At 71.4% G+C, this 22,325-nt stretch carries 24 protein-coding genes and 1 pseudogene; 8 read left to right on the plus strand and 17 right to left on the minus strand.

The features are described from left to right. Positions 1 to 3: 3 nt before the first annotated feature. Positions 4 to 426 (minus strand): annotated as a pseudogene (locus HS041_RS02660) (pectate lyase-like domain-containing protein); the annotation flags it as partial. 135 nt (positions 427 to 561) lie between these two features. On the opposite strand from HS041_RS02660, the gene HS041_RS02665 reads away from it, so the two are divergent. Continuing rightward, positions 562 to 1,611 carry a LacI family DNA-binding transcriptional regulator gene (locus tag HS041_RS02665; RefSeq protein ID WP_196438926.1) on the plus strand — a complete coding sequence of 350 codons (1,050 nt, stop codon included), beginning with the start codon at positions 562 to 564 and terminating at the stop codon, positions 1,609 to 1,611. Positions 1,612 to 1,656: 45 nt separating this feature from the next. On the opposite strand, the gene HS041_RS02670 is transcribed toward HS041_RS02665, so the two are convergent. From HS041_RS02670 to HS041_RS02700, 7 genes are all read right to left on the minus strand, one after another. Continuing rightward, positions 1,657 to 3,000, minus strand: a complete 1,344-nt coding sequence (locus tag HS041_RS02670; protein ID WP_196438927.1) for a GH1 family beta-glucosidase — start codon at positions 2,998 to 3,000, stop codon at positions 1,657 to 1,659. A 17-nt stretch (positions 3,001 to 3,017) separates the two neighbouring features. Continuing rightward, on the minus strand, positions 3,018 to 3,857 hold the full coding sequence (locus HS041_RS02675; protein WP_196438928.1) for a carbohydrate ABC transporter permease: 840 nt from the start codon (positions 3,855 to 3,857) through the stop codon (positions 3,018 to 3,020). Continuing rightward, positions 3,850 to 4,863, minus strand: coding sequence for a carbohydrate ABC transporter permease (locus HS041_RS02680; protein ID WP_307845143.1), 1,014 nt, complete (start codon positions 4,861 to 4,863; stop codon positions 3,850 to 3,852). The genes HS041_RS02675 and HS041_RS02680 overlap by 8 nt, the downstream gene beginning before the upstream one ends. Before the next feature lie 294 nt (positions 4,864 to 5,157). Beyond that, complete coding sequence (locus HS041_RS02685; RefSeq protein ID WP_196438930.1) at positions 5,158 to 6,483, minus strand: extracellular solute-binding protein; 1,326 nt, start codon at positions 6,481 to 6,483, stop codon at positions 5,158 to 5,160. A gap of 531 nt (positions 6,484 to 7,014) precedes the next feature. Then, positions 7,015 to 7,407 carry a nuclear transport factor 2 family protein gene (locus HS041_RS02690; RefSeq protein WP_196438931.1) on the minus strand — a complete coding sequence of 131 codons (393 nt, stop codon included), beginning with the start codon at positions 7,405 to 7,407 and terminating at the stop codon, positions 7,015 to 7,017. 56 nt (positions 7,408 to 7,463) lie between these two features. After that, positions 7,464 to 8,933 (minus strand): multicopper oxidase family protein, encoded by a 1,470-nt coding sequence (locus tag HS041_RS02695; protein ID WP_196438932.1) that lies wholly within the window; start codon positions 8,931 to 8,933, stop codon positions 7,464 to 7,466. Then, complete coding sequence (locus tag HS041_RS02700; RefSeq protein ID WP_196438933.1) at positions 8,930 to 9,316, minus strand: hypothetical protein; 387 nt, start codon at positions 9,314 to 9,316, stop codon at positions 8,930 to 8,932. Before HS041_RS02700 ends, HS041_RS02695 begins: the two co-directional genes overlap by 4 nt. Before the next feature lie 252 nt (positions 9,317 to 9,568). Between HS041_RS02700 and HS041_RS02705 the strand changes: the two genes are divergently transcribed. Both HS041_RS02705 and HS041_RS02710 read left to right on the plus strand, forming a co-directional pair. After that, positions 9,569 to 10,798 (plus strand): sensor histidine kinase, encoded by a 1,230-nt coding sequence (locus HS041_RS02705; protein WP_196438934.1) that lies wholly within the window; start codon positions 9,569 to 9,571, stop codon positions 10,796 to 10,798. Then, a complete protein-coding gene (locus HS041_RS02710) occupies positions 10,795 to 11,457 on the plus strand; it encodes a response regulator (protein WP_196438935.1) in 663 nt (220 codons plus the stop codon). The genes HS041_RS02705 and HS041_RS02710 overlap by 4 nt, the downstream gene beginning before the upstream one ends. A 29-nt stretch (positions 11,458 to 11,486) precedes the next feature. Here HS041_RS02710 and HS041_RS02715 read toward each other — a convergent pair whose 3' ends face one another. Next, positions 11,487 to 12,449 (minus strand): GlxA family transcriptional regulator, encoded by a 963-nt coding sequence (locus HS041_RS02715; protein ID WP_196438936.1) that lies wholly within the window; start codon positions 12,447 to 12,449, stop codon positions 11,487 to 11,489. Between the two features lie 97 nt (positions 12,450 to 12,546). Here HS041_RS02715 and HS041_RS02720 point away from each other — a divergent pair, with 97 nt between their 5' ends. Next, a complete protein-coding gene (locus HS041_RS02720) occupies positions 12,547 to 12,981 on the plus strand; it encodes a hypothetical protein (RefSeq protein WP_196438937.1) in 435 nt (144 codons plus the stop codon). A gap of 93 nt (positions 12,982 to 13,074) precedes the next feature. Here the strand turns inward: HS041_RS02720 and HS041_RS02725 are convergent, their stop codons facing one another. Both HS041_RS02725 and HS041_RS02730 read right to left on the minus strand, forming a co-directional pair. Further along, positions 13,075 to 13,818 (minus strand): hypothetical protein, encoded by a 744-nt coding sequence (locus tag HS041_RS02725; protein WP_196438938.1) that lies wholly within the window; start codon positions 13,816 to 13,818, stop codon positions 13,075 to 13,077. A 96-nt stretch (positions 13,819 to 13,914) separates the two neighbouring features. After that, positions 13,915 to 14,502 carry a DinB family protein gene (locus HS041_RS02730; RefSeq protein ID WP_230878390.1) on the minus strand — a complete coding sequence of 196 codons (588 nt, stop codon included), beginning with the start codon at positions 14,500 to 14,502 and terminating at the stop codon, positions 13,915 to 13,917. Positions 14,503 to 14,659: 157 nt separating this feature from the next. On the opposite strand from HS041_RS02730, the gene HS041_RS02735 reads away from it, so the two are divergent. Continuing rightward, positions 14,660 to 15,958 (plus strand): endonuclease Q family protein, encoded by a 1,299-nt coding sequence (locus tag HS041_RS02735; RefSeq protein ID WP_196438940.1) that lies wholly within the window; start codon positions 14,660 to 14,662, stop codon positions 15,956 to 15,958. A 340-nt stretch (positions 15,959 to 16,298) separates the two neighbouring features. Continuing rightward, positions 16,299 to 16,502, plus strand: a complete 204-nt coding sequence (locus HS041_RS02740; protein ID WP_196438941.1) for a cold-shock protein — start codon at positions 16,299 to 16,301, stop codon at positions 16,500 to 16,502. A 294-nt stretch (positions 16,503 to 16,796) separates the two neighbouring features. On the opposite strand, the gene HS041_RS02745 is transcribed toward HS041_RS02740, so the two are convergent. Next, positions 16,797 to 17,489: a rhodanese-like domain-containing protein gene (locus tag HS041_RS02745; RefSeq protein WP_196438942.1), complete on the minus strand. Its 693-nt coding sequence runs from the start codon at positions 17,487 to 17,489 to the stop codon at positions 16,797 to 16,799. 107 nt (positions 17,490 to 17,596) lie between these two features. Here HS041_RS02745 and HS041_RS02750 point away from each other — a divergent pair, with 107 nt between their 5' ends. Continuing rightward, entirely contained in the window at positions 17,597 to 17,893 is a 297-nt protein-coding gene (locus tag HS041_RS02750) for a DUF6343 family protein (RefSeq protein ID WP_196438943.1), read from the plus strand. A gap of 10 nt (positions 17,894 to 17,903) precedes the next feature. Here the strand turns inward: HS041_RS02750 and HS041_RS02755 are convergent, their stop codons facing one another. Beyond that, positions 17,904 to 18,119: a hypothetical protein gene (locus tag HS041_RS02755; RefSeq protein WP_196438944.1), complete on the minus strand. Its 216-nt coding sequence runs from the start codon at positions 18,117 to 18,119 to the stop codon at positions 17,904 to 17,906. Positions 18,120 to 18,249: 130 nt separating this feature from the next. Here HS041_RS02755 and HS041_RS02760 point away from each other — a divergent pair, with 130 nt between their 5' ends. Continuing rightward, a complete protein-coding gene (locus tag HS041_RS02760; RefSeq protein ID WP_196438945.1) occupies positions 18,250 to 18,672 on the plus strand; it encodes a DUF6157 family protein in 423 nt (140 codons plus the stop codon). 79 nt (positions 18,673 to 18,751) lie between these two features. Here the strand turns inward: HS041_RS02760 and HS041_RS02765 are convergent, their stop codons facing one another. The 4 genes from HS041_RS02765 to HS041_RS02780 form a co-directional block, all read right to left on the minus strand. Continuing rightward, on the minus strand, positions 18,752 to 18,943 hold the full coding sequence (locus tag HS041_RS02765; RefSeq protein WP_196438946.1) for a zinc finger domain-containing protein: 192 nt from the start codon (positions 18,941 to 18,943) through the stop codon (positions 18,752 to 18,754). 102 nt (positions 18,944 to 19,045) lie between these two features. Beyond that, positions 19,046 to 19,885 carry an SDR family oxidoreductase gene (locus tag HS041_RS02770; RefSeq protein ID WP_307845144.1) on the minus strand — a complete coding sequence of 280 codons (840 nt, stop codon included), beginning with the start codon at positions 19,883 to 19,885 and terminating at the stop codon, positions 19,046 to 19,048. Then, positions 19,882 to 21,117, minus strand: coding sequence for an acyl-CoA dehydrogenase family protein (locus HS041_RS02775; RefSeq protein ID WP_196438947.1), 1,236 nt, complete (start codon positions 21,115 to 21,117; stop codon positions 19,882 to 19,884). Before HS041_RS02775 ends, HS041_RS02770 begins: the two co-directional genes overlap by 4 nt. A 10-nt stretch (positions 21,118 to 21,127) precedes the next feature. Next, the gene (locus HS041_RS02780) at positions 21,128 to 22,213 is read right to left on the minus strand and encodes a phosphotransferase family protein (protein WP_196438948.1); all 1,086 of its coding nucleotides are present in this window, start codon (positions 22,211 to 22,213) and stop codon (positions 21,128 to 21,130) included. Positions 22,214 to 22,325: the final 112 nt, after the last annotated feature.

Here is a 22,325-nt window from a genome sequence, read left to right on the forward strand (position 1 = left end):
GGATCAGGGGTAGGAGGTGACCGTGGAGGGGATCGTCTCGACGCCGTACGCCGGGTCGCCGGTGTCGTTGACGACGTGGTTGTACCGGCCCTTGCCGCCGAGGGAGACGGCCAGGAGGCTGTGGAACTTCACGCCCGGCTTCACCGGGGCCTCGAAGCCGCGGTCCACCTCGATGGTCGGGTCGCTGGTGAAGACGCAGTAGCTGCCCATGCCCCACCCCTCGTGGACGTTCACCGAGTCGGCCACCTTGTAGGCGGCCCAGCCCTTGACGGAGCCGTTCATGAACGCGGCCTGCACCGAGATCGGGTTGGCGGCGTGGTCGGTGTGGGCGCCCTGGCGCCCGATCTCCAGCAGCGTCGGCGAGTTGACCGCGCCGGCGTCGATCAGGAACCCGGCCAGCTTCACCCCGTCCACGTCGGCCACCTTTGTCCCCGGAGCCGCGAGGCTGAAGGGCGTCCCAGGGGACCCCGGCCGACCGGTGACCCCTCACCGCCGGGCCCACGGATCACATTCCCGGACGAGGTGTCGGAGAGCGCTCTCCCATCATGCTATAAAGATCCCATGAACGATGGCCTCCCGCACGTGTCGGGACCCCCCACCTTGGAGGACGTGGCACGGGCGGCGGGGGTCTCCCGCGCCACGGTCTCCCGGGTGATCAACGGGATCCGCAACGTCGATCCCGCGATCCAGGAGCGGGTCAGGCAGGCGATCGCCCTCACCGGCTACGCCCCCAACCAGGCCGCGCGCTCGCTGGTCACCCGGCGGACGGGCGCGATCGCCCTGATCGTCTCCGGGGCGGGCAGCGGCGAGGAGAACCCGTTCCCCGGCCAGGTCTTCGCCGACCCGTTCTTCGGGCGCGTGGCCGGCGGCGTCGTCGGCCACCTGCGCCCGCTGGGCGTGCATCCCATCCTGATGTTCGCCGACACCCTGGAGAGCCGCGACCAGGTCATCGGCTACCTGCGCCAGGGCAATGCCGACGGGGCCATCCTGGTCTCCATCAGCGCCGAGGACACCCTGCCCAAACTGCTCGCCGACGCCTCGCTGCCCGCCGTGCTCTTCGCCAGGCCGGTCCGGCCGATCCCGATCAGCTACGTCGACGTCGCGCACCGGGCCGGAGGCAAGCTCGCCGCCGACCATCTCGTCGCCCGCGGCTGCCGCCGGCTGGCCACCATCTCCGGCCCTCTCGACCTGCCCGCCGCCCAGGACCGCCTGGCAGGCTTCCAGGAGGCGATGGCCGTGCACGGCCACCCCTACATCCCCCACGCCGAGGGCAACTTCACCTTCGCCAGCGGCGAGGCGGCGATGGAGCGGCTGCTGGCCGAGCACCCCGACCTCGACGGCGTCTTCGCGGCCAACGACGTGATGGCCCAGGGCGCCATGGTGGTGCTGGGCCAGCACGGGCGCCGGGTGCCCGGCGACGTGGCCGTGGTGGGCTTCGACGACAGCAGCGCGGCCCTGGCCTGCCGCCCGCCGCTCACCACCGTCCGCCATCCCGTCGAGGACATGGCCGCCGAGATGGCGCGGCTGCTGATGGTCCACATCGAACAGCCGGACCACCCGGTGACCTCGAAGATCTTCGAGCCCACCCTGGTGGTCCGGGAGTCGGCCTGACCCGGCGGCCCGCCGTACCTGGAGCCGGCCGCCGTACCGGGAGGGTCAGACGACCGGAACCGCCCTGCTCTCGCGGATCAGCTCCGCGTACCTGCGCCCGCTGGCCTTGACCGTGCGCTCCTGCGTGCCGTAGTCGACGTGGACCAGGCCGAAGCGCTTGTCGTAGCCGTAGGCCCACTCGAAGTTGTCCAGCAGGGACCAGGCGAAGTAGCCCTTCAGCGGGACGCCGCCGCGGATCGCCTCGGCGCAGGCCGCCAGGTGGTCCTCCAGGTAGGCGGCGCGCTCCCGGTCGTCGATCGCGCCGTCCGGGCCGACCCGGTCCGGCCACGCGGAGCCGTTCTCGGTGACGTAGATCCGCTCGACGGCGTAGTCGTCGGCCAGCCGGTGCAGGATCTGCCGGAGCCCGTCGGCGTGGACCTCCCAGCCCATCGCGGTCGTGGGCGCGCCGGGGACCTCCAGCTGGCGGCAGTACGGCGCCGCGCCGTCCGGGTCGTCGGCGATGATCTGCCGGAAGTAGTAGTTCACCCCGTGGTAGTCCAGCGGCGTGGCGATCGTCTCCAGGTCGCCCGGGTGGACGGGCAGGTCGACGCCGTAGATCTCGACCATGTCCGCCGGGTAGCCGCGCCCGCAGACGGGGTCGAGCCACCACCGGTTGATGTGGCCGTCGGCCCGCCGCGCGGCGGCGACGTCCTCGTCGCTGCCGGTGGCGCTCTCCACCGGGCTCAGGTTGTTGACGATCCCGATCGACGGGGTGAGCCGGGCGGCGGCCCGGACCGCCTGGGTGGCCAGGCCGTGCCCCAGGTGCAGGTGGTAGGAGGTCCGTACGGCCGCCGTCAGGTCCTTCACACCCGGCGCCATCACACCGTCGAGGTGCCCCAGCCAGGAGGAGCAGAGCGGCTCGTTGAGGGTGGTCCAGTCGGCGACCCGGTCGCCGAGCGCGCCCGCGACCGCGGCGGCGTACTCGGCGAAGCGCAGCGCGGTGTCCCGCTCCGGCCAGCCGCCGAGGTCCTGCAGCGCCTGGGGCAGGTCCCAGTGGTAGAGGGTGACGAACGGGCGGACGCCCACCTCCAGGAGCCGGTCCACCAGGCGGTCGTAGAAGTCCAGGCCCTTGGGGTTGACCGGACCCGAGCCGGTGGGGAACACCCGGGGCCAGGCGATGGAGAAGCGGTAGGCGTCCACGCCGAGGCCGCTCAGCAGCTCCACGTCCTCGCGCCAGCGGTGGTAGTGGTCGCAGGCCACGTCACCGGTGTCGCCGTTGTCGATGGCGCCCGGGACCCGGCTGAAGGTGTCCCAGATCGACGGCAGCCGGCCGTCATCCAGAGCCGCGCCCTCGATCTGATAGGCCGAGGTGGCCACGCCCCAGGTGAAGTCCGGGCCGAAGTCGCGCATGAACGGAGTCTCCTTGCTCACTTGACCGCGCCCGCGGTCAGTCCTTGTACGAGATAGCGCTGCAGCAGCAGGAAACCGGCGACCACGGGAACGCTGACCACCAGCGAGGCGGCCATCACCTGGTTCCAGTAGACGTCGTTCTGGGTCGCGTAGCCCTGCAGCCCCACGGCCAGGGTGCGGGTGCTCTCGTCGGTCATCACCGAGGCGAAGAGCACCTCGCCCCACGAGGTCATGAAGGCGTAGATGGTGACCGCCACGATGCCGGGCATCGCGGCGGGGATGACCACCCGGAGCAGTGCTCCGAGCGGCCCGCTCCCGTCGACCTGGGCGGCCTCGTCCAGCGCCGTGGGGATGGAGTCGAGATAGCCGACCAGCATCCAGATGGCGAACGGCAGGGAGAAGGTCAGATAAGTGATGATCAGTCCGGTACGGCTGGCGGACAGCTCCAGGCCGATGAGGTCGCCCAGATTCGCGAAGATCATGAACAGCGGGAGCAGGAACAGGATCCCGGGGAACATCTGGGTGGACAGCACGGTGATGGAGAAGATCTTCCGGCCGGGGAAGCGGTAGCGGCTGATCGCGTACGCGGCGAAGATCGCCACCACCACCGACGCCACGGAGGCGGCGGACGCCACGATCAGGCTGTTGACGAAGTAGTGGGCCAGCGGCACGGTCCGCCACATGTCGAAGAACGGCTGCAGGGTGACCGTGGTGGGGATCCAGGAGAAGTCGCCCTGCACGTCCCCGAGCGGTTTGATGGCGGAGGTCGCCATCACGTACAGCGGGACGAGTGTGAACAGGCCCAGGGAGCCGAGGCCGATCCAGCGGGCCCAGGGCAGCCAGCGGGGCTCACGCATCGCTCCTCCTGCGGGAGGTCGCCACCAGGTACACCGCGGTCACCAGCAGCAGGAACAGCAGCAGCAGCACCGACATCGCCGAGCCGGAGCCGAAGTTCCAGGTGACGAAGGAGCTCTGGTAGATGTGAATGGAGATCAGGTCGGCCTCTTCCGGGGCTGACTTGCCGAACAGCACGTAGGGCGTGTTGAAGTCGTTGAAGGTCCACAGGAACAGCACGAGCACGAGGACCTGGTTGACCGGGCGCAGCATGGGCAGCGTGATCGAGCGCAGCTGCTTCCACCAGCCGGCCCCGTCGATCGCGGAGGCCTCGTAGAGGTCTGACGGGATGTTCTGCAGCGCGGCCATGAGCATCAGGAAGGCGAACGGCCAGGTCCGCCAGACGTAGGTCACCAGCAGGGCCACGAAGCTGTTGCCGCCGATGAGCCAGAACGGGCGGTCGTCCGCCAGGCCGAGCTGGTCGACCAGGACGTGGTTGACCATGCCGGAGTCGCGCTGGAACATGAAGCTCCAGGTGATCACCGCGGCGTAGGCGGGCAGCGCGTAGGGGACCAGGAACAGCGTGCGCAGCAGTCCGCGCCCGCGGAAGCTCCCCTGCATCAGCACGGCCCCGGCGGTCCCCAGCAGCCAGGCCAGGCCGATCGCCAGCAGGGTGAAGGCGACGGTGACCGTGAAGGAGTGGAGCAGCCCGCGGCCCACCGCGGAGTCGAAGTCCACCGCGATCTCGTAGTTGGCCAGACCCGCGCCCGGAGCCGCGCTCCAGTTGCGGATGAAGAACTGGGTGAGCTTCAGGAAGCTCATCGCGATGCCGACCACCATCGGCACCAGGTGGATGAGGAGCTCCAGCAGGATCGCCGGGAGGATCAGCAGGTACGGCAGGCCCAGGCGGCGCAGCCGTACCGGGATCAGTGCGGTGACGCGGTCCAGGCCCCTCCTGCCGGGCCGTGGCGGGCCGCCGCCCGGCGAGCGGGCCCCGCGCCGCGCGCCGGGGCGGGGCGTGGTGGACACGACCATCGTTCTCCTATCGAGGGGGCTGCCGGTTCGCCGGCAGGGGGACCGGCAGGGGGACCGGCAGGGGGACCGGCAGGGGGACCGGCAGGGGGACCGGCAGGGGGACCGGCAGGGGGACCGGCAGGGGGAATCGCTTCGCCGTCATGGTTTCCGCGTCATGGTTTCCGCGCCGGGAACGGCTCCGTGTGCGGTCACCGGTCCGGTCACCGCGTGCGGAACGGCCGGGGCCCGGCCGGAGGAGGTCCGTCGCGGGGCCGGGCGGGGCACCGCCCGGCCCCGCGACCGGGCAGGTCAGCTCCCCGCCTGCATCTTCTCGTTCGCCTCGGTCAGCTTCGCCTTGATGTGCTCCTCGGTGACCGGCTTGCCGCTGGCCACGTCCGCGAAGAGCTGGTTCATCGCGGTGCCGACCAGCGTCTCGAACTGGCTCTCCTCGGGCACCTGGGGCAGGGGCGCCGCGGTGGTGGCGAGGATCTGCTGGAAGGCCTTGATGTGCTCGCTCTGGAACGCCGGGTCGTCGTAGGCGTCGGTGACGGTGGGCAGCGAGCCGTACGCCTTGTTGAGGTTCTGCTGCGCCTGCTTGCCCGTCATGAACTTGACGAACTCCGCGGCCGCGTCCTGGTTCTCGCTGTGCTTGAAGATCGCCAGGTTGATGCCGGCCACCATGCCGTTGACCTGCTTGCCGCCCTGGCTCGGGTCCGGGAGCGGGATCGGGGCGACGCCGTAGTCGTCCTCACTCATGCCGGCCGCCTTCGCCGAGGAGGTGATGGACTGCCACAGCAGCATTCCGGCCTTGCCCGAGGTGAAGTCCTGGACGGCCTGGGTGCCGTTGGCGTACTCCGCGTTGCTCGGGTTGACGATCTTGTGGACCGCCATCAGGTCGAGGAACTGCTTGGTCGCGGCGACCTGCTTGTCGGAGTCGAACTGCGGCCTGCCGGAGGCGTCGAACAGCTCGGAGCCGTGCTGCTGGCCGAAGATGAAGGCGTGGTGGGCGTTCTCGCTGACGCTGGCGCCCTCGACGGCCAGGCCCCACTTGCCGTCCTTGGTGAGCTTCTTGCCCGTGGCGATGAGCTCGTCCCAGGTCTTCGGCGGGGCCTCGATCCCCGCCTCGGCGAACATCTTCTTGTTGTAGATCAGGCCGTAGGTCATGCCGTAGATCGGCACCGCGGCGGGCGGCTGCCCCTGCGCCCCGGTCGCGGCGAGGCTCGGGCCGAGGAAGCGCTCCTTGCCGCCCAGCTTGGCCAGCAGCTCGTCGTCGAAGGGCACGAAGGCCCCGGTGGCCTGCAGCGAGGCCGACCAGGTGTTGCCGATGTTGACCACGTCCGGCCCCTTGCCCGAGGTGGTGGCGGCGAGGATCCGGTTGAGCAGGTCGGACCAGGGCACGACCTCGACGTTCACCTTGATCCCGGTCTCCTTCTCGAACCGGGCGAGCTCGGGCTTGAGCACCTCCGCGTCGGCCTCCAGGCTGGGGCCCTGGTTCGAAGCCCAGTAGGTGAGCGTCTTGGGCGCGGCGGCCTCCGTGGCCGCCGCGCCTCCGCCCTCGCCGGCGCCGCAGGCGGCGATGGAGGTCGAGACGGCGAGCAGGAGCGCTCCCGCCTTGACGAGACTGCGCATACGCATGGTGGTTCCTCGGGGGGTAGGTGACGGGGTGTCGGCGGTCGTGCTGCCGGTGCCGCCGGCGTTGTCTCCGCCGGAGAGGGCCGTGACCGCGGAGAGCATCAGGGCGAGAACCGAGGTCGGGGATCGCCCATGGGTCCTCCTGGGTCTGCCGTTCCATGGATTGGAGAGCGCTCTCCAATGAGAGTCGATTAAAACCCGGTTTCCTGTCAACGACCTCGGCGCAACAATCGCCGCCAGAACGGTCACGAATTGGCATCGATGATGCGTATGCCCAGCTCAGCGACGTGACCCGCACGGGAGAGCGCTCCCCTTCCCGGCGAGACGAAGCGGCCGGGCGCTCCCGCTATCGCGTGATCGGCGGCCCTCCGGCCGCGGGACGGCCCTCCCGGCCCTCAGACGCTCACGCGGCGCCCCTGTTCCCGGGGTCGCCGCCCTGAATTGGAGAACGCTCTCCAAAGGTCCGGGCGCGGCGGTGAGACGCCGGCACGACCTCCGAAGAGCGTTCCTCGATGCGCGGGGAGACCCCGGTCCTCACCCCTGCGGCACCGTCCGGGTGATCGAGTCGACGCGGCGGATGCGCCCGTCGGAAGCGAACCGCGCGAACAGATGGATCTCCATCTCCACGCGCTTTCCCGTCCGCATGACGGCGCGCAGGGTGTAGCGGGCGGCGGCCCGGTCGCCGCGGACCATCGCGTCGTGCACCTCGATCTCGAGCCCGCGCCCGTTCCTGCGCGCGGGACCGACGTGGGCGATGAGCCGGTCGCGGTCGAGCCGGATGCCGTCGTTGTGGTACTCGATGTCGCAGGTGTAGTACCGGTCCAGGATCTCCGCCGGGTCCTCCCGGCCGAGACCCAGCTCGTGGGGGAGCCGGGTGAGGAAGTCGTGGAACCTCTTCTCGCGCTCCGTGTCGGCGCCTGCGGACATGTCCCTCTCCTCTGCAACGATCGGCGGCCCCGGACGGGGCCGCGCCGGGGACCGGCTCACACGACCTCGAAATTGGCCATCATGGCCATGTCCTCGTGCTCCAGGTTGTGGCAGTGCATGACGTACCGGCCGCGGTAGCCGGTGAACCGGGTGATGATCTCGACGATCTGTGCCTCGCGCAGCTCGACGGTGTCCTTCCACTCCGGCGGACCCGCCGGGCGCTCGCCGTTGACTGTCAGCACCTGGAAGTGCGCCAGGTGCAGGTGCACGGGGTGGGCGACGTCGCTGGTCAGACGCCAGATCTCGGTGTCGCCCAGCTTCGGCCTGGCCTCCGTCCGCGCGGCGTCGAAGGGATGGCCGTTGATCAGCCACCCGACGCCGCCGTGCAGGCTGCCGCTGGTGAACGCGAAGTCCCTCGTCGCGGCGGCCTTCGCCGGGTCGAGCCGCTCGATCCGCGAGAGCGTCTTCGGGATGGCCGAGTCGTCGCGCGCGTCGCGGTCGACGGCGAAGCGCATCACCCTGCCCTGCGGGCCCTCGTCGGCGAGATTGCGCAGTTCCACCAGGTCGCCGACCCGGTAGGCGGAGAAGTCGACGACCACGTCCGCCCGCTCCCCCGGCGCCAGCCGTATCCGCCGCAGCTCCCGCGGCGCCGTGAGCAGGCCGCCGTCGCTGCCGATCTGCACGACCGCTCCGCCCGTCGAGAGCGAGAGCTCGTACGGCCGGGCGTTCGAGCCGTTGAGCAGCCGCAGGCGGTAGCGCGCCCGCTCGACCCGCAGCTCCGGCCAGGGCGCCCCGTTGACCAGGATGACATCGCCCAGCACCCCTCCCATGTACGGCTCGCGCACGCCGGGCCGGTCGGCGAACCCGGGGTAGGGCATCGAGCCGTCCTCGGCGAACGAGCGGTCGCAGATCATCAGCGGGACGTCCCGCTCGCCCCTCGGCAGCGGCAGTGCCTCCTCCTCGTCGTCGCCGACGAGGAAGAAGCCCGCCAGGCCGCGCCACACCTGCTGCCCGGTGTAGTCCATGCGGTGGTCGTGGTACCACAGCGTGGCCGCCCGCTGGTCGAGCGGGAAGGCGTAGTCCCGCCGCGAGCCGGGCCGCACCAGGTCGGTCGGGTAACCGTCGGACTCCGGCGGGGTCCGGCCGCCGTGCAGGTGCGTCACCGTCGGCACGCCGAGCCCGTTGGAGACCCGCACGACGGTCCGGCGCCCGCTCCGCGCCTCGATCGTCGGGCCGGGGAAGCTCCCGCCGTACCCCCAGACCGGGGTGCGCAGGCCGGGCAGGATCTCCAGCTCGGCCGCACGCTGGACCAGCTCGTAGTGGTCCGTCGTGCCGTCGCTCCGGTACGGCCTGGCCACCTCCGGCAGCGGGAGCGGTACGGTGAACGGCGCGGGCAGCGGCGCGGTGCTGGGCAGCAACCTGGGCTGCGGGGTCCCGCCGAGCAGGGAGCAGCCGGAGGCCCCGGACACCGCGACGGCCGCCCCCAGGCCGAACAGGCGCAGCGCCTGCCGTCTCGTCACCGTCATGCCGCGACGGCCACGTCGGACCGGCGGACCGGCCAGACCTGGGTGAGCCGCATGACGCTCACCCCGAACATCACCACGCCGACCGGCACGTGAAGGGCCTTCATGTGCGCCATGCCGAGGACCATCTGCACGAGCGTGAGAACCAGCAGGGCGGAGGCGGAGGCGATGGGGCCCGGCCGGCCGCCGCCGGGGCGCCACACCAGGATCGCGGCGACCAGGTGCAGCAGCCCGGTGAGGACCGCCGCGACGGCCGAGATGCCGTGCAGCATCCGCCCGTCCGGCGAGGACAGCAGCAGCCCGGCGGTGATCGCCTGGACCAGGAACGCGACCGCCTGCAGGACGATCGCGGTGCGGAGCAGCGGGAGGAAACGCGGTGTCGACATGGGATCGGCTCCGTGAGGGGTCGGGGGAACAGCGGTGGGGGGATCTCCGGTACGGCGTGCGCCACGCCGTGCGTCATCTCTCTCCATGACCGGAATCGTCGCCCTCCGGGGCCTCGGCGGTCGTCGCACCGGGGGAGGCTCCTGGACTACCTCACCGGGCGCAGGCACGGCCGCTGTACGGCGCCGGGAGTAGCACAGAGATACGGCGCCGTACGGATGATCGACGTCGCATGCGGGCTCTAGGGTGCTGGAATGAGGTTCGACCCTGGGTGGCGCCCGCGGACGGCGGACGTGGCGCTCGCGGCGGTGATCGCCGCCCTGCAGGAGGCCGGAGCGCTGTCCGTCCCCGGTACGGGGCCCCTCGACCATCTGGCCGTCCTGGCCGGTTCGCTCGCGCTCGTCGCGCGCCGCCGGGCCCCGGTCGCGGTGCTGGCGGCGGTCACCGCCTGCATGCTGGTCTACGCGGTGGGGAGCGATCCGGGACCGCCGGCCGCCTTCCCCGTCCTGATCGCCGTCCACACCGCGGCGCGGGCGGGCCACCGGCTGCCCGCGGCCGCCGCCGGCGCCGCGTTCCTGGGCGGCACCCTGGCTTCCGCCCTCGTCGTGGTCTCCGACCCGGCCGCCGCGGGCGGGCGATCCGCTCAGGACACCGTCCGCGGCACGATCCTGCTGCTCGGCTGGTTCCTCGCGGCCGGAGTGTCGGGGACGGTCAGCAGGCACCGGCAGGCCTACCTGGAGCAGGCCGAGCAGCGGGCGGCCGAGGCCGAGCGCACCCGGGAGGAGGCCGCGCTGCGCCGGGCCGGCGAGGAGCGGCTGCGCATCGCCAGGGAACTGCACGACTCCCTCACCCACAGCATCTCGATCATCAAGGTGCAGGCCGGGGTCGCCGTGCACCTGGCGCGCAAGCGCGGTGAGGAGGTGCCGGAGGCCCTGCTGGCCATCCAGGAGGCCAGCGGCGAGGCGATGCGCGAACTGCGCGCCACCCTGGAGGTTCTGCGCGACCCTGCCGGCGACCCGGCCGGCGATGCGCGGGGCAGCGGCCTGGGCCGCCTCGACGACCTGGTGGACCGGGCCCGCGCGGCCGGCCTGACCGCCACGGTGGCGGTCACCGGCGAGCGCCGGACCCTGCCCGCCGCCGTCGACCACTCCGCCTACCGGATCGTCCAGGAGGCGCTCACCAACGTCTCCAGGCACTCGGCGAGCGCGTCGGCCTCGGTGCGCATCGGCTACCACCTGGACAGGCTGGTCGTGCAGGTCGACGACGACGGCCGGGCGAGCCCCGGGACGTCCCCGGCGCCCGGCAACGGGCTGACCGGCATGCGCGAACGCGTCACCGCCCTCGGCGGGCGGCTGCACGCCGGGCCCCGCCCGCAGGGCGGCTTCACCGTCCGCGCCGAACTCCCCCTGGAGGAGACCGGGCTCCCTCCGGAGGAGACCGGGCGTGCGGAGCGGGCCGGGCTCTCCGCGGAGGGGGCGTCGTGATCCGCGTCCTGCTCGTCGACGACCAGGCCCTCATCCGCGCGGGCTTCCGCGCCCTGCTGGAGGCCGAGGAGGACATCGAGGTGGTCGCCGAGGCCGCCGACGGCGAACGGGGCGTCGCGCTGGCCCGCGAGCACCTGCCGGACGTCGTGCTCCTCGATGTGCAGATGCCGGTGATGGACGGCATCGAGGCGACCCGGCGGATCGCGGCCGACCCCCGCCTGGGCGGCGTCCACGTGGTGATCCTGACCAACTACGGGCTGGACGAGTACGTCTTCGACGCCCTGCGCGCGGGCGCGGGCGGGTTCCTGGTCAAGGACACCGAACCGGCGGACCTGCTCCAGGGGGTCCGGGTCGCGGCACGCGGCGACGCGCTGCTGTCCCCCGCCATCACCCGCCGCCTGATCGGCGAGTACGTCGCCCGCCGCCCCGCGACCTCGCCCGCCGGACTGGAGGTCCTCACCAACCGCGAGCGCGAGGTGACGGCGCTGGTCGCCCGCGGCCTGTCCAACGACGAGATCGCCGCGCACATGATGATCAGCCCGGCCACCGCCAAGACCCACGTCAGCCGGTCCATGATCAAGCTGCACGCCCGCGACCGCGCGCAGCTCGTCGTGCTGGCCTACGAGTCCGGCCTGGTCGTTCCCGGCCGCCGGGGCTGAGCCCGGCCCCGGCGAGGAGCCCCCGCGGGCTACGCGGAGGCCTGCGCCAGCCGGTACCGGGAGGGCGGGATCCCGTACCGGTCGACGAACGCCTGACGCAGGGTCTCGGCCGTCCCGAACCCGCAGCGGGCCGCCACGGCGGCCATGGGCAGGGAGGTGGAGACGAGCAGGTGCGCGGCGGCCTCGGTGCGGGCCCGCCGTACGAACCTGCCCGGCGTCTGCCCGAGGTGCTTGAGGAACAACCGGGTCAGGTGCCGCTCGCTCACGCCCGCGCCGGCCGCCAGCGCCGCCGTGGCCAGGTCGGCGCCCAGATTGCCCGTGACATGGTCGACGACCCGCTTGACCAGGGTGTTCTCGGGCGACGGCGGGGCGGTGAACATGCTCATCTGCGCCTGGTTGCCGGGGCGCTGGAGGTAGGTCACCAGATTCCGTGCCACCTTCCGCGCGAGCTGGGAGCCGTTGTCCTCCTCGATGAAGGCGAGGGTGAGGTCCAGGGCGCTGGTGACGCCGGCCGCCGTGGAGATGTTCCCGTCCCGGATGAAGATCGGGTCGGGATCGACGGCGATCTCGGGGTGGCGGGAGGCGAGCCTCTTGGCCCACTCCCAGTGGGTGGTGGCACGGCGGCCGTCCAGCAGGCCCGCTGCGGCCAGGATGGTGGTGCCCGTGCACACCGAGGCGATGCGGCGGCTCTCTCGCGCCAGGCGGCGGACGTGGGCGACGATCACCCGGTTGGCCGCGGCGTCCTCGTGCCCGATCCCGCCGGAGACGATGAGCGTGTCGAGCGGCCCGGTGAACCGTTCGAGCGTCTCCTGGGCCTGCAGCGTCAGCCCGGTGCCGCAGGTGACGGGCAGACCCCCCGGGGTGAGCAGCCGCGTCTGGTAGGGGGGCTTGGCGCCGTACCAGTTCGCGCTCACCAGGCTCGTGGTCACGCAGGCGATGTCCAGCAGCTCCGCCGCCTCGTACCCGACGACGGCGACACGGCGTTCCCTCATACGGCGACCCTATGTCGGAAAGACAGGGAACCCAAGTTTTCGGACCTGTAGGGGCGCCCGGCTTGGCGCGCCTCCGGCGCGGCAGCAGGGTGGGGCCATGACTCAGACGGCACCGCACACCCCCGCCCGGACGGCACCGCACCCTCCTCGCCGCCGCTGGTCCCGGTTCGCCCGCCACTACGTTGAAATGATCATCTCGATGTTCGTCGGGATGTTCGCCCTCGGCATGCTCCTGGACGCCGTCGGCATCGGCTTCTCCCACGACCGCCAGCCCGAGTTGTCCTACCTGCTCATGGCGTTCAACATGTCCGTCGGCATGGCCGCCTGGATGCGCTACCGCGGCCACGGCTGGGCGAGCACGCTGGAGATGTGCGCCGCCATGTTCGTCCCCGTCGTGCCGCTCTTCCCGCTGCTGTGGCTGGGCGTCATCGACAGCGGGGGCCTGATGCTCGTCGCGCACGTCGCCATGTTCCCGCTCATGCTGGCCGCGATGCTCCGGCGCGTCGACGAGTACGCCGGATGCGCGGGCTGACCCGGCGTGTCCCCGCCCGCCCGGAGCCGTAACGGCTCCGGGCCCGCCTCCGCGCACCGGGCTCCACCGGCCCGGTGCGCCGGACGGGCCGGGCTACGCGTCCCCGAACACCTCCCAGACCTGGAGCAACTGGCCCCTGACCGGGTCGTACTCCACCTTGGCCAGGACGGGGTACTCGGCGCCCTTCAGCGCTTCGGTGAAGGCGGAGGTGGTGCACGCCTTGGTGCCGAGACCGTCGCGGTCGGCGTTCACGTGGCCGGCCAGCCAGGCGTCGCCGCACTTCCTGGTCACCCGCTTGAAGTCCAGCAGGGTGTAGCCCAGTTTGACCGAGGTCCTGCCCTTCGCGAAGACGACCGTCGTGCCGTCGACGCGCTTGACCGTGCCGTAGGCGGTCTTCGAGGCGGTCGGCGTGGCGAGGAACTCGTGGATCCGCTTCTCCTGGCCGAGGAGCGAGATCCGGATCGGCACGGGACCGTTCCCGAGCGCGGCGGCCAGGTCGGCCGCCTGGCATCGGGTCCTGCCCAGCCCCTTCCTGTCGAGCTTGACGACGCCCTCGGTTTCCTTCAGGTCGCACTCGGCGGTGATCCGGCGGAACTCGGCGCCGGAGTAGTCGATGCGCCGCTCCTTGGCCCCCGGGACGGGCTTGAGCGTGTAGCGCAGGACGCCGTACTGCTTGACGAGCGTCGCCTTCGCCGGCGTGATGCGCAGGGTGCCGGTCCCGTCGGCCCAGGCGAAGCCGTACAGCACCGACGGAGCGGCTGCGGACGCGACGGCCGGACCTGCGGCGCAGAGGGCGAGAGCCGCGGTGAGGGCGGCGGTGGTGAGCGGGCGCGGCATGGGGAGTCTCCCGGGTCGTGATCTCCTACACCCGTGAGACTCGCCGGAGCACGCAAAGGTTCACACCCCGCGGGCACCCGCGGACCGGCCCGCGCCTCACCTCCGGCCGGCCTCCTTCGCCGCACGCTCCAGCCGGTCCCGGTAGGCCTCCCACCACGTCCGGTCGCCCGGCGCCAGGTTGTCGTTGCCCTCCCGCAGCCCGGCGGCCCCGTCGACGAGCTCCCTGACGATGTCGGCGTGCCCGGCGTGCCGGTTGATCTCGGCGATCACGTGCACCAGGATCAGGTGCAGCGTCACCTGGCCCCGCTCGCCCCACCACGGCACCCGGCCGGGCGCGTCCAGCTCCAGCGCGTCGATCGTCGCGTCCGCGTGCGCCCACACCCGCCGGTAGAGGCCGACGATCTCCTCGCGGGACTCGTCGGCGGTCGCCCACATGTCCGCGTTGGGCTCGGCGTCCTCGCCGTACCAGGCGGGAGGATCGGCGAACGGCCTCGCAAAGGTGTCTCCGAAGTACCCCAGCTCGACGCCCGCCATGTGCTTGACCAGCCCCAGCAGGTTGGTTCCGGTGGGCGTCAGCGGGCGGCGGATGTCGTACTCCGACAGGCCGTCGAGCTTCCACAGCAGGGCTTCACGTGCTGTCTGGAGGTAGCGGCGAAGATCCGACTTCGCTTCCGATCCGATCATGCCGGGCATCCTCTCACCCGACATCGGATCGGGGGCGGCGCCGGGGGGACCTCGCCGCGGCCCCACCGGGGCCCCGGACCCCGCCGGCCGACCCCGGAGGGCCGAAGATTCCGGCAGAGCGGGGCTAAACCGGCCCGTTCCGGGGAAGATGCGACGGATGCGTTTCCATGCCGACCTGCACATCCACTCGAAGTACTCCCGAGCCTGCAGCAGGGACAGCGATCTGGAGCATCTGACGTGGTGGGCTCTGCGCAAGGGCGTCACGCTGATGGGCACCGGCGACTTCACCCATCCGGCCTGGTTCGGCCACCTGCGCGAGAGGCTCGTGCCCGCGGAGCCGGGGCTGTTCCGGCTGCGCGAGGATCCGGGAGCGGCGCCGGACGGGGACGCCCCCGGCACGCTGCCGTCCGGCGCGGACTCCGGCCGGGTGCGGTTCATGCTCTCGGTGGAGGTCGCCACGATCTACCGGCGCGGCGGGCGCACCCGCAAGCTCCACCACCTGGTGTACATGCCGGGCTTCGAGGCGGCCGAGGCGTTCAACCGCGCGCTCACGCGCTTCGGGGACCTGGCCTCGGACGGCCGGCCCGTCCTCGGCCTGGACTCCCGCGACCTGCTGGAGATCACTCTCGCCAGCGGCGACGGCGCCTACCTGGTGCCCGCCCACGTCTGGACGCCCTGGTTCGGGGTGTTCGGCTCCAAGTCCGGGTTCGACACGGTCGAGGAGTGCTACGGCGACCTCGCCGGGCACATCTTCGCCCTGGAGACCGGGCTCTCCAGCGACCCGGCCATGAACTGGCGGGTCTCCGGGCTGGACCGCTACCGGCTGGTCAGCCACTCCGACGCGCACTCGCCGCCCAGGGTCGGCCGCGAGACCACGGTCTTCGAGACCGACCTGGACTACTTCGCGGTCCTGCGCGCGCTGCGGACCGGCGACGGGCACGCGGGGACGGTCGAGTTCTTCCCCGAGGAGGGCAGGTACCACGTCGACGGGCACCGCAAGTGCGGCATCCGGATGGAGCCGAGGGAGACCCGTGCGCGCGGCGGGATCTGCCCGGCGTGCGGAAAGCCGCTCACCGTGGGCGTGCTGAGCCGGGTCGAGGAGCTGGCCGACCGGGTGGAGGGCGTCCGGCCGGACGGCGCCGCGGGCTTCCGCAGCCTCGTCCCGCTCCCGGAGATCGTGGGCGAGGTCCTCGGGGTGGGGCCGCAGAGCAAGAGGGTCCTCAGGGAGATCGACCGGCTCGTCGCCGCCCTCGGGCCCGAGCTGGCGATCCTGGAGGCCGTGCCGGTCGGCGAGATCGAGACCTGCTCCCCGCGGCTCGCGGAGGCCGTCGGCCGGCTGCGCCGTGGCGAGGTGATCCGGGACGCCGGGTACGACGGCGAGTACGGCACGATCCGGCTGTTCACCCCCGGTGAGCTGGAGCGGGCGGGCAGCGCCACCGTCCCGGCGCTCTTCTAGGAGCCCGTGCCCCGGCCCTGACGGGGGCCGCCGCCCGGAAACCGTCACGCCTGCCACCCGGCCCCGCACCTGCGGCGCAGAGCATCCTCACGTTTGCGAAAAATCCAGATTTTTCCGTCGGAATTTCAGCAGAATTGACACGCCCACACACCAGCGGGTATCGTATTGAAAGTTGCAGTCGCAGTTTTCCTCGAACGTCTTTCTTAGAAGCGCCCGCGGGAAGTTTTTGACAGCGGGCTTTCGCTTCTCCCGACCAAGGTCGGCTGATGCACACCAGCCCGCAGCGCAGCCCCGTGCCGTCGACTTGGCGGCTCGGCGAGGCTCCCTTGAAGGAGAAGCAGTGACCGAAGGTACCGTGAAGTGGTTCAACGCCGAAAAGGGTTTCGGGTTCATCGCGCCCGACGACGGTAGTGCCGACGTGTTCGTGCACTTCTCGGCGATCACTACCGGTGGCTACCGCAGCCTGGAAGAGAACCAGCGGGTTGTCTTCGAGACGACCAACGGCCCCAAGGGCCCGCAGGCGGAGCAGGTTACCGCGATCTGATCGCCCGGTAATCCGCATCGGATAATTCCCTGATCGAGCTCGCACCGCATCGCGGTGCGAGCTCGACTGGTTTCACGGCACCCCCGGGATATCGGCTCACATTCTTTTCGCAAAGAACCGATAAAACACCACCGGAATCCCTGCCCCTCGGGCTTCCTCCGGCAGCGGGATTCCCGTCCGGCGGCTCTCCCGGCGAACGCCCCCACCCTGTCCCGCGGGTTCTCCGGCCGCGGATCACCGGCGCAGGACCAGGACGAACGGGCCCGTCCCGGCCGGAACGACGCAGACTCCCGCTCAGAGGTCCGAGTCGTTCTGCGGAGGCCGGACGACGTCGGTCGCGAGCAGGCCGGCGAGTGTCCCGTCCGTCCGTGTCACGACCATCGTGTGGATCTTCGCCTGGTCCATCCGCTCCAGCAGCCCGCCCAGCTCCTCGCTGGGACGGACGGTGGTGACGCCGAAGCGCATGATCTCCTCGGCCGTGGCGTCCGGCGCGGCGCCCTTCAGTTCCCGGGCTCCGACGACGCCCTGGACGACCTTCCCTTCCCGCAGCGCCACCACGGCCATCCCCGCCGGATCGGTGACGACCCGGGGTTCGAGCTCCGCCACCCGGTCGTCGGGGAAGGCGACCACCGGATCGCGTCGCATCACGCTGGAGACGAGGAGCGCCTCCCCCTCGTACGGCAGGTCCGCCGAGAGCCAGTCCATCTTGCTCGCATCGTAGTCGTAGACCTCGCCGAACCCCAGGCGCTCCAGCCGGGAGGCGGCCCTCGAGCTCATGTCGCATATCGAGTCGTGACAGTAGACGACGACCGGCCGGGAGCGGTCGAGCTCCGCGGCGGTCTGGGCGTCCAGCTCCTTGAGCGGCAGGTTCCGGGCGCCGGGCAGGTGGGCCCAGTCGTATTCCTTCCTGGGCAGCACCTCAACGAGCTGGGCATCGCGGGTCTCCAGTAGGTCGCGTACGGCGTCGCGGTCGATGTGCTGAACCATGGCGGGAGCCGTACCCACAATGGCGCGTTCGACTCGGGACGCCTGACCCTCTCGCCGCTTACCCGCGGCAGCGCGGGTAGGGGGTCGTATACGGGGAGGAGGCCGTCATGAGAAAGCACCTGAGCGTCCCCCGCCAGGGACCCGCACGACCGGGCCCGGGTGAGGATTTCTTCTCGCGGGCGCTCCGGCGACGCCCCTGGTCGTATCTGTCCCCGACCGAGGAGCCGCCGCGGAGCGCGCTCACCCTCCGGCTGGTGCTGGCCGTCTTCGGCCTGGTGACCTGCGGCGCCTTCGCCGTCGTGGCCGCCCTCAACGGGATTCCCCCGCTGGCTGCGGCGATGGCCCTGCTCGCGCTCGTCGCCGCCGTCGACCTGGTCGTGGTGATCCGCCGCCGGGCGCGGTGACGGGCCGGGGTCAGTCTTTCGGCCGGACGAACAGTTCGAGGTGGGAACACCGGACGCACCGGAAGGCGTCGATGATCCAACGTGTCTTTCCCAGGCGTTTGGCTCCGCCGAACAGCCCGCGTTCCAGACTGCCCTGGATCCACCGGGCGTACCCCTTGGAGTGCTCACCGCTGTCCTCGATGAAGCCGGGTTCGAGGTCCTCGCCGTCGCACTGGGTGCATCGCATGCCCGCATTGTGCCAGCGCCCTTCCCGGTGATCAGTGCATTTCACCGTAGAATCACCCTCGGCCGACCAGAGCGGACGAACCGCCGGATGCGAGGCTCGGCCCGCCGGGTCCTCGATCGGAAGGAACTCAGTGGATCTGAACTACTACCGGACCCTGATCGTGGTCGCGGAGGACTGCCCGGTCTCCGCGAGCGTCGTGCCGCCGGAGCGGGGTGACAAGCCCACCGTCGCGAGCCTGCAGCACCGGATGATCGCGGAGGCTCCGGGCACGCTCACCCAGGAGGATGTGCTGTTCCATACGTGGCTGCGGCGGCAGGAGCCCGCGGAGAGATCGGCGAACGAGGTCGCCCGGCTGCGGGACGCCTTCTTCTCCAAGCCCCAGGCCTGCCTTCGCGCCTCACCGCTGCCGAAGAAGTTCGGCTGGGGACTGCTCTTCGACGCGGAGGGCAGGATCTCGCTGTGTCCCATGGAGTCGGACGCCTACCGGCGGATCGCCGCGGGGGACGAGGACGGCGTCACCGTTCTCAAGGCGATGCGCTCGCGCCGCGCCTGACGGCCGTCCTTCCCGGTCGGACGGGGAACCGGACTCCGGCCGGGCCGCGGGCGGTGGACCCGGCCGGAGTTCGGCCGTCTCAGGGGGTGCGCTGCAGCTCCGGCGGGATCCAGCCCGACGCCGACCGCCAGTTGCGCTCGGCGATCGGCATCCGCCGGGAGGGATGGACCTCCTCCAGCTCCGCGCCGTCCTGCAGGCAGCTCGTGCCGGGAAGCGCCCCGCACACCGGGCAGGACAGATGATGACGTTCGGCTTCGGGCCGTCCACGCATTTCTCGGCTCCTCTCCCGACTTTCAGCCTCGGGATAAGCCGATCCTACGCATCAGCATCGCCCAATGGAAGCTTAAAGTGACGGCAACATCACTCAGAGCGATCAGGCGCGGGGGCCGGGGGCCCTGCGGAAGGCGAAAGGCTGACTCTCCCGGCCCGGGACCACGAACCAGCACTCGCCGGTGTCGTCGCTGTCGAGCAGCCGGAAGAAGGTGTCGACCACTTCCGAGACCTCCAGGATCGGGAAGCCGATCTGCTCGAGCAGGGCTTTGCCCTCACCCAGGATCGCCGTGTCGGCGAACGACGGGCACAGCGCCTGCACCTTGACTCCCAGCGGCGCGAGATCCTGGGCGAGTGAGCGGACGAGCCCGACGACGGCGTGCTTGTTGGCGGAGTAGATGGGGTCGGACGGGATGCCGACGATGCCCGCCATGCTCGCGGTCGCCACGATCGTGCCGCCGCCCGCGGCCAGCAGCGCCGGGATCGCGGCGTGCGCGCCGAACACCACGCCGTCGAGGTTGACGCCCATCGCCAGCCGGTAGCGCTTGACGTCGAAGTCCTCGCGCAGTCCGCAGCCCGAGGCGATGCCGGCGTTGAGGAAGGCCAGGTCGAGCCTGCCGTACCGCTCGACGGCGGTGGCGACCGCGGCCTCGTTGTCCTCCAGCCGCGTCACGTCGCAGTGGGTGAACAACCCGCCGACCTCGTCGGCGACGCCCTTCCCCGCCGCGTCGTCGACGTCGGCGACGACGACCTTCGCCCCGCCCTGCGCGAGCCGGCGGGCCACCGCGGCGCCGATGCCGTTCCCGCCGCCCGTGACGAGCGCGACCTTGCCCTCCAGGCGGTCGCCGCGGACCGCGTTGAACGCGCCCGCGGGCCGGCTCTCCCCGATCCCGCTGAGCATTCCCGCGCCGTCTCCGGCGAACTGGTTTCCCGTCTCACTCACAGTGGCAGCCCTCCGGTGGCGGCGTTGGTCGAACCCGTGGCCCGGTAGGCCGCGATCGTGCGTTCGGCGATGCGCATCTGGTGGATCTCGTCGGCTCCGTCGGCGAACCGCGCCCAGCGGGCGTGCTGGAACATGTGGGCCAGCGGGGTGTCGGTCGAGTAGCCCAGCGCGCCGTGCACCTGGATCGCCCGGTCGACGATCCGGTTGAGGCTGTTGGCCACGAAGTGCTTGGCCATCGAGACCTCGGTACGGAAGTCCTCACCCTTGTCGATCTTCGAGGCGGCGTGCAGGACCATGAGCTTGCACTGGTAGAGCTCCATGGCCGAGTCGGCGATGAGCCACTGGATGCCCTGCTTCTCGGCTAGCAGCGAGCCGTGGCTGTAGCGGCTGAGGGCCCGCCCGACCATCATGTCGAGCGCCGTCTCGGCCTGCGAGATCCAGCGCATGCAGTGCGCCAGCCGGGCCGGGCCGAGCCGGTACTGGCCCAGGCGGTGGCCGTTGCCGCGCCCGCCGAGGATCTGGCTGTCCGGCACTCGCAGGTCGGTGATGACGATCTCGCTGTGGCCGGTCGAGCCGTGCATCGTCTCGACCTCGCGGACGTCCTTCCAGCCCTCCTGCGGCAGGTCGACGAGGAAGGCGGTGTTGGCGCCGCGGGCCCCCTCGGGCATGTCGAGCTCGGTCTTGGCGATGAGGATGGCGAAGCTCGCGCGGCGGGCGTTGGAGATGAACCACTTGTGACCGTTGATGACCCACTCGTCGCCGTCCTTGACGGCGTGCGTGCGGATGAGCGTGGGGTCGGAGCCGGCGACCTCGGGCTCGGTCATCGCGAAGCAGGACATCTTGACGCCCTGGAGCAGCGGCCTGAGGTACTTCTCCTTCTGCTCGTCGGTGCCCCAGTGCAGCAGCGTGTGCATGTTGCCCTCGTCGGGGGCCGCGCAGTTGAGGATCCACGGCCCGAGCCGGGTCTTGGCCGCCTCTGACTGCACCATCGCCAGCTCGACGTGGCCCAGGCCCATGCCGCCCCACTCCTTGGGCATGTGCGGCAGCCAGAGCCCCTCGGCCTGCGCCTTGCCGCGCAGCTCCAGGATGACCCGGATGTACTCCTCCCGGCTGGTGACCCTCTCCTCGTCGTCGAAGCCCTTGACGGCCGGGATGACGGTCTCCTGGATGAAGGCCCGTACACGCCGGCGAATCTCCTCGTGCTCGGGGGCGAGTGTGAAGTCGATGGCCATGTGATCTCCTTCAGTACGGTCCGCGGGCGCTCGCCGGCGGCCTGCGGGCGAGGGATGAGGCGCGGTCGAGCAGAATCCGCACGGCGCCGCCGAACGAGGCGAACGCCGGGTTGGTGGTCTGGCCGGCCCGGTAGCGGAACCAGATCTGCTGGGCGATCACCGCCAGCCGGAACAGGCCGAACACCTCGTAGAACTCCCACCGCTCCATCCGAAGGCCGGTGCGGGTCAGGTAGCGCCGGACGAACTCCTCGCGCGTCGGCATCCCGGGCAGGTGGGTGGGCTGACCGCGCAGGAGGGCGTACATCTCGTCGTCGTCCGCCGTGATCCAGTAGGCCATGGCGGAGCCCAGCTCCATCAGCGGGTCGCCGACGGTGGCCATCTCCCAGTCCAGGACGCCCACGACGCGCGGCGGGCCGTCCAGGTCCAGGACCAGGTTGTCCAGCTTCCAGTCGTTGTGGATCAGGCGGGTCGCGGCGTCCTGCGGCTGGTGCGCGGCCAGCCAGGCCATCACGTCCTCGCCGTCGGGCACGTCGTCGGTCAGCGCGCCCCGGTAGCGCCGCGACCAGCCCTCCACCTGCCTGCGGACGTATCCCGGCCCCCGGCCCAGGTCGCCGAGGCCCGCCCGGTCCGGGTCCACCGCGTGCAGGTCGGCCAGCGTGTCGACCACGGTGTGGCCCAGGGTCCTGGCCTGCGCCTCGTCGAGCACCACGCCGGGCGGGAGCTCGCGGCGCAGGATCGTGCCCTCGACGCGCTCCATCACGTAGAAGTCGCCCCCCAGGACCGCCGGGTCGTCGCAGAAGGCGACCATCTCCGGCACCGCGCCGAAGTGGGGCCGGAGCCGCTGCTGCACGGTGAACTCGCGCCGCATGTCGTGGGCGGAGGCGGCCTTGTGTCCGCGGGGCGGCCGGCGCATGATCAGGTCGCGCCCGCCGTACCGGAGCAGGTAGGTCAGGTTCGACACGCCCCCGCCGAACTGCCGCACCTCCGGCGGACCGGCCAGGTCCGGAACCCGGGCCGCGAGCCAGGCGTGCAGCGCGGCGACGTCGAACGCGTCCTCCTGCCGGACCTCTCCGGCCTCGTGCACCGTGGAGCTCATGGGCGCACGCTCCGGCGGCGGTGCTCGTGGCGGATGCTGGTCGCGATGTGCACGGGGAACTCCTTCGTCGAGGACGGTGACAACATACCAAACGGTCGGTACGTTCATAGGA

The sequence above is a fragment of the Planomonospora sp. ID67723 genome, assembly GCF_015711605.1.
In the GTDB taxonomy this organism is placed as follows: Bacteria; Actinomycetota; Actinomycetes; order Streptosporangiales; family Streptosporangiaceae; genus Planomonospora_A.

What these genes read in the sequence shown, in the direction of transcription:
- HS041_RS02665 (WP_196438926.1), top strand. Translation starts at nt 562, where the DNA reads ATGAACGATGGCCTCCCGCACGTGTCGGGACCCCCCACCTTGGAGGAC.
- HS041_RS02670 (WP_196438927.1), bottom strand. Translation starts at nt 3,000, where the DNA reads ATGCGCGACTTCGGCCCGGACTTCACCTGGGGCGTGGCCACCTCGGCC.
- HS041_RS02675 (WP_196438928.1), bottom strand. Translation starts at nt 3,857, where the DNA reads ATGCGTGAGCCCCGCTGGCTGCCCTGGGCCCGCTGGATCGGCCTCGGC.
- HS041_RS02685 (WP_196438930.1), bottom strand. Translation starts at nt 6,483, where the DNA reads ATGCGTATGCGCAGTCTCGTCAAGGCGGGAGCGCTCCTGCTCGCCGTC.
- HS041_RS02690 (WP_196438931.1), bottom strand. Translation starts at nt 7,407, where the DNA reads ATGTCCGCAGGCGCCGACACGGAGCGCGAGAAGAGGTTCCACGACTTC.
- HS041_RS02695 (WP_196438932.1), bottom strand. Translation starts at nt 8,933, where the DNA reads ATGACGGTGACGAGACGGCAGGCGCTGCGCCTGTTCGGCCTGGGGGCG.
- HS041_RS02700 (WP_196438933.1), bottom strand. Translation starts at nt 9,316, where the DNA reads ATGTCGACACCGCGTTTCCTCCCGCTGCTCCGCACCGCGATCGTCCTG.
- HS041_RS02705 (WP_196438934.1), top strand. Translation starts at nt 9,569, where the DNA reads ATGAGGTTCGACCCTGGGTGGCGCCCGCGGACGGCGGACGTGGCGCTC.
- HS041_RS02715 (WP_196438936.1), bottom strand. Translation starts at nt 12,449, where the DNA reads ATGAGGGAACGCCGTGTCGCCGTCGTCGGGTACGAGGCGGCGGAGCTG.
- HS041_RS02720 (WP_196438937.1), top strand. Translation starts at nt 12,547, where the DNA reads ATGACTCAGACGGCACCGCACACCCCCGCCCGGACGGCACCGCACCCT.
- HS041_RS02725 (WP_196438938.1), bottom strand. Translation starts at nt 13,818, where the DNA reads ATGCCGCGCCCGCTCACCACCGCCGCCCTCACCGCGGCTCTCGCCCTC.
- HS041_RS02730 (WP_230878390.1), bottom strand. Translation starts at nt 14,502, where the DNA reads ATGATCGGATCGGAAGCGAAGTCGGATCTTCGCCGCTACCTCCAGACA.
- HS041_RS02735 (WP_196438940.1), top strand. Translation starts at nt 14,660, where the DNA reads ATGCGTTTCCATGCCGACCTGCACATCCACTCGAAGTACTCCCGAGCC.
- HS041_RS02745 (WP_196438942.1), bottom strand. Translation starts at nt 17,489, where the DNA reads ATGGTTCAGCACATCGACCGCGACGCCGTACGCGACCTACTGGAGACC.
- HS041_RS02750 (WP_196438943.1), top strand. Translation starts at nt 17,597, where the DNA reads ATGAGAAAGCACCTGAGCGTCCCCCGCCAGGGACCCGCACGACCGGGC.
- HS041_RS02755 (WP_196438944.1), bottom strand. Translation starts at nt 18,119, where the DNA reads ATGCGATGCACCCAGTGCGACGGCGAGGACCTCGAACCCGGCTTCATC.
- HS041_RS02765 (WP_196438946.1), bottom strand. Translation starts at nt 18,943, where the DNA reads ATGCGTGGACGGCCCGAAGCCGAACGTCATCATCTGTCCTGCCCGGTG.
- HS041_RS02775 (WP_196438947.1), bottom strand. Translation starts at nt 21,117, where the DNA reads ATGGCCATCGACTTCACACTCGCCCCCGAGCACGAGGAGATTCGCCGG.
- HS041_RS02780 (WP_196438948.1), bottom strand. Translation starts at nt 22,213, where the DNA reads ATGAGCTCCACGGTGCACGAGGCCGGAGAGGTCCGGCAGGAGGACGCG.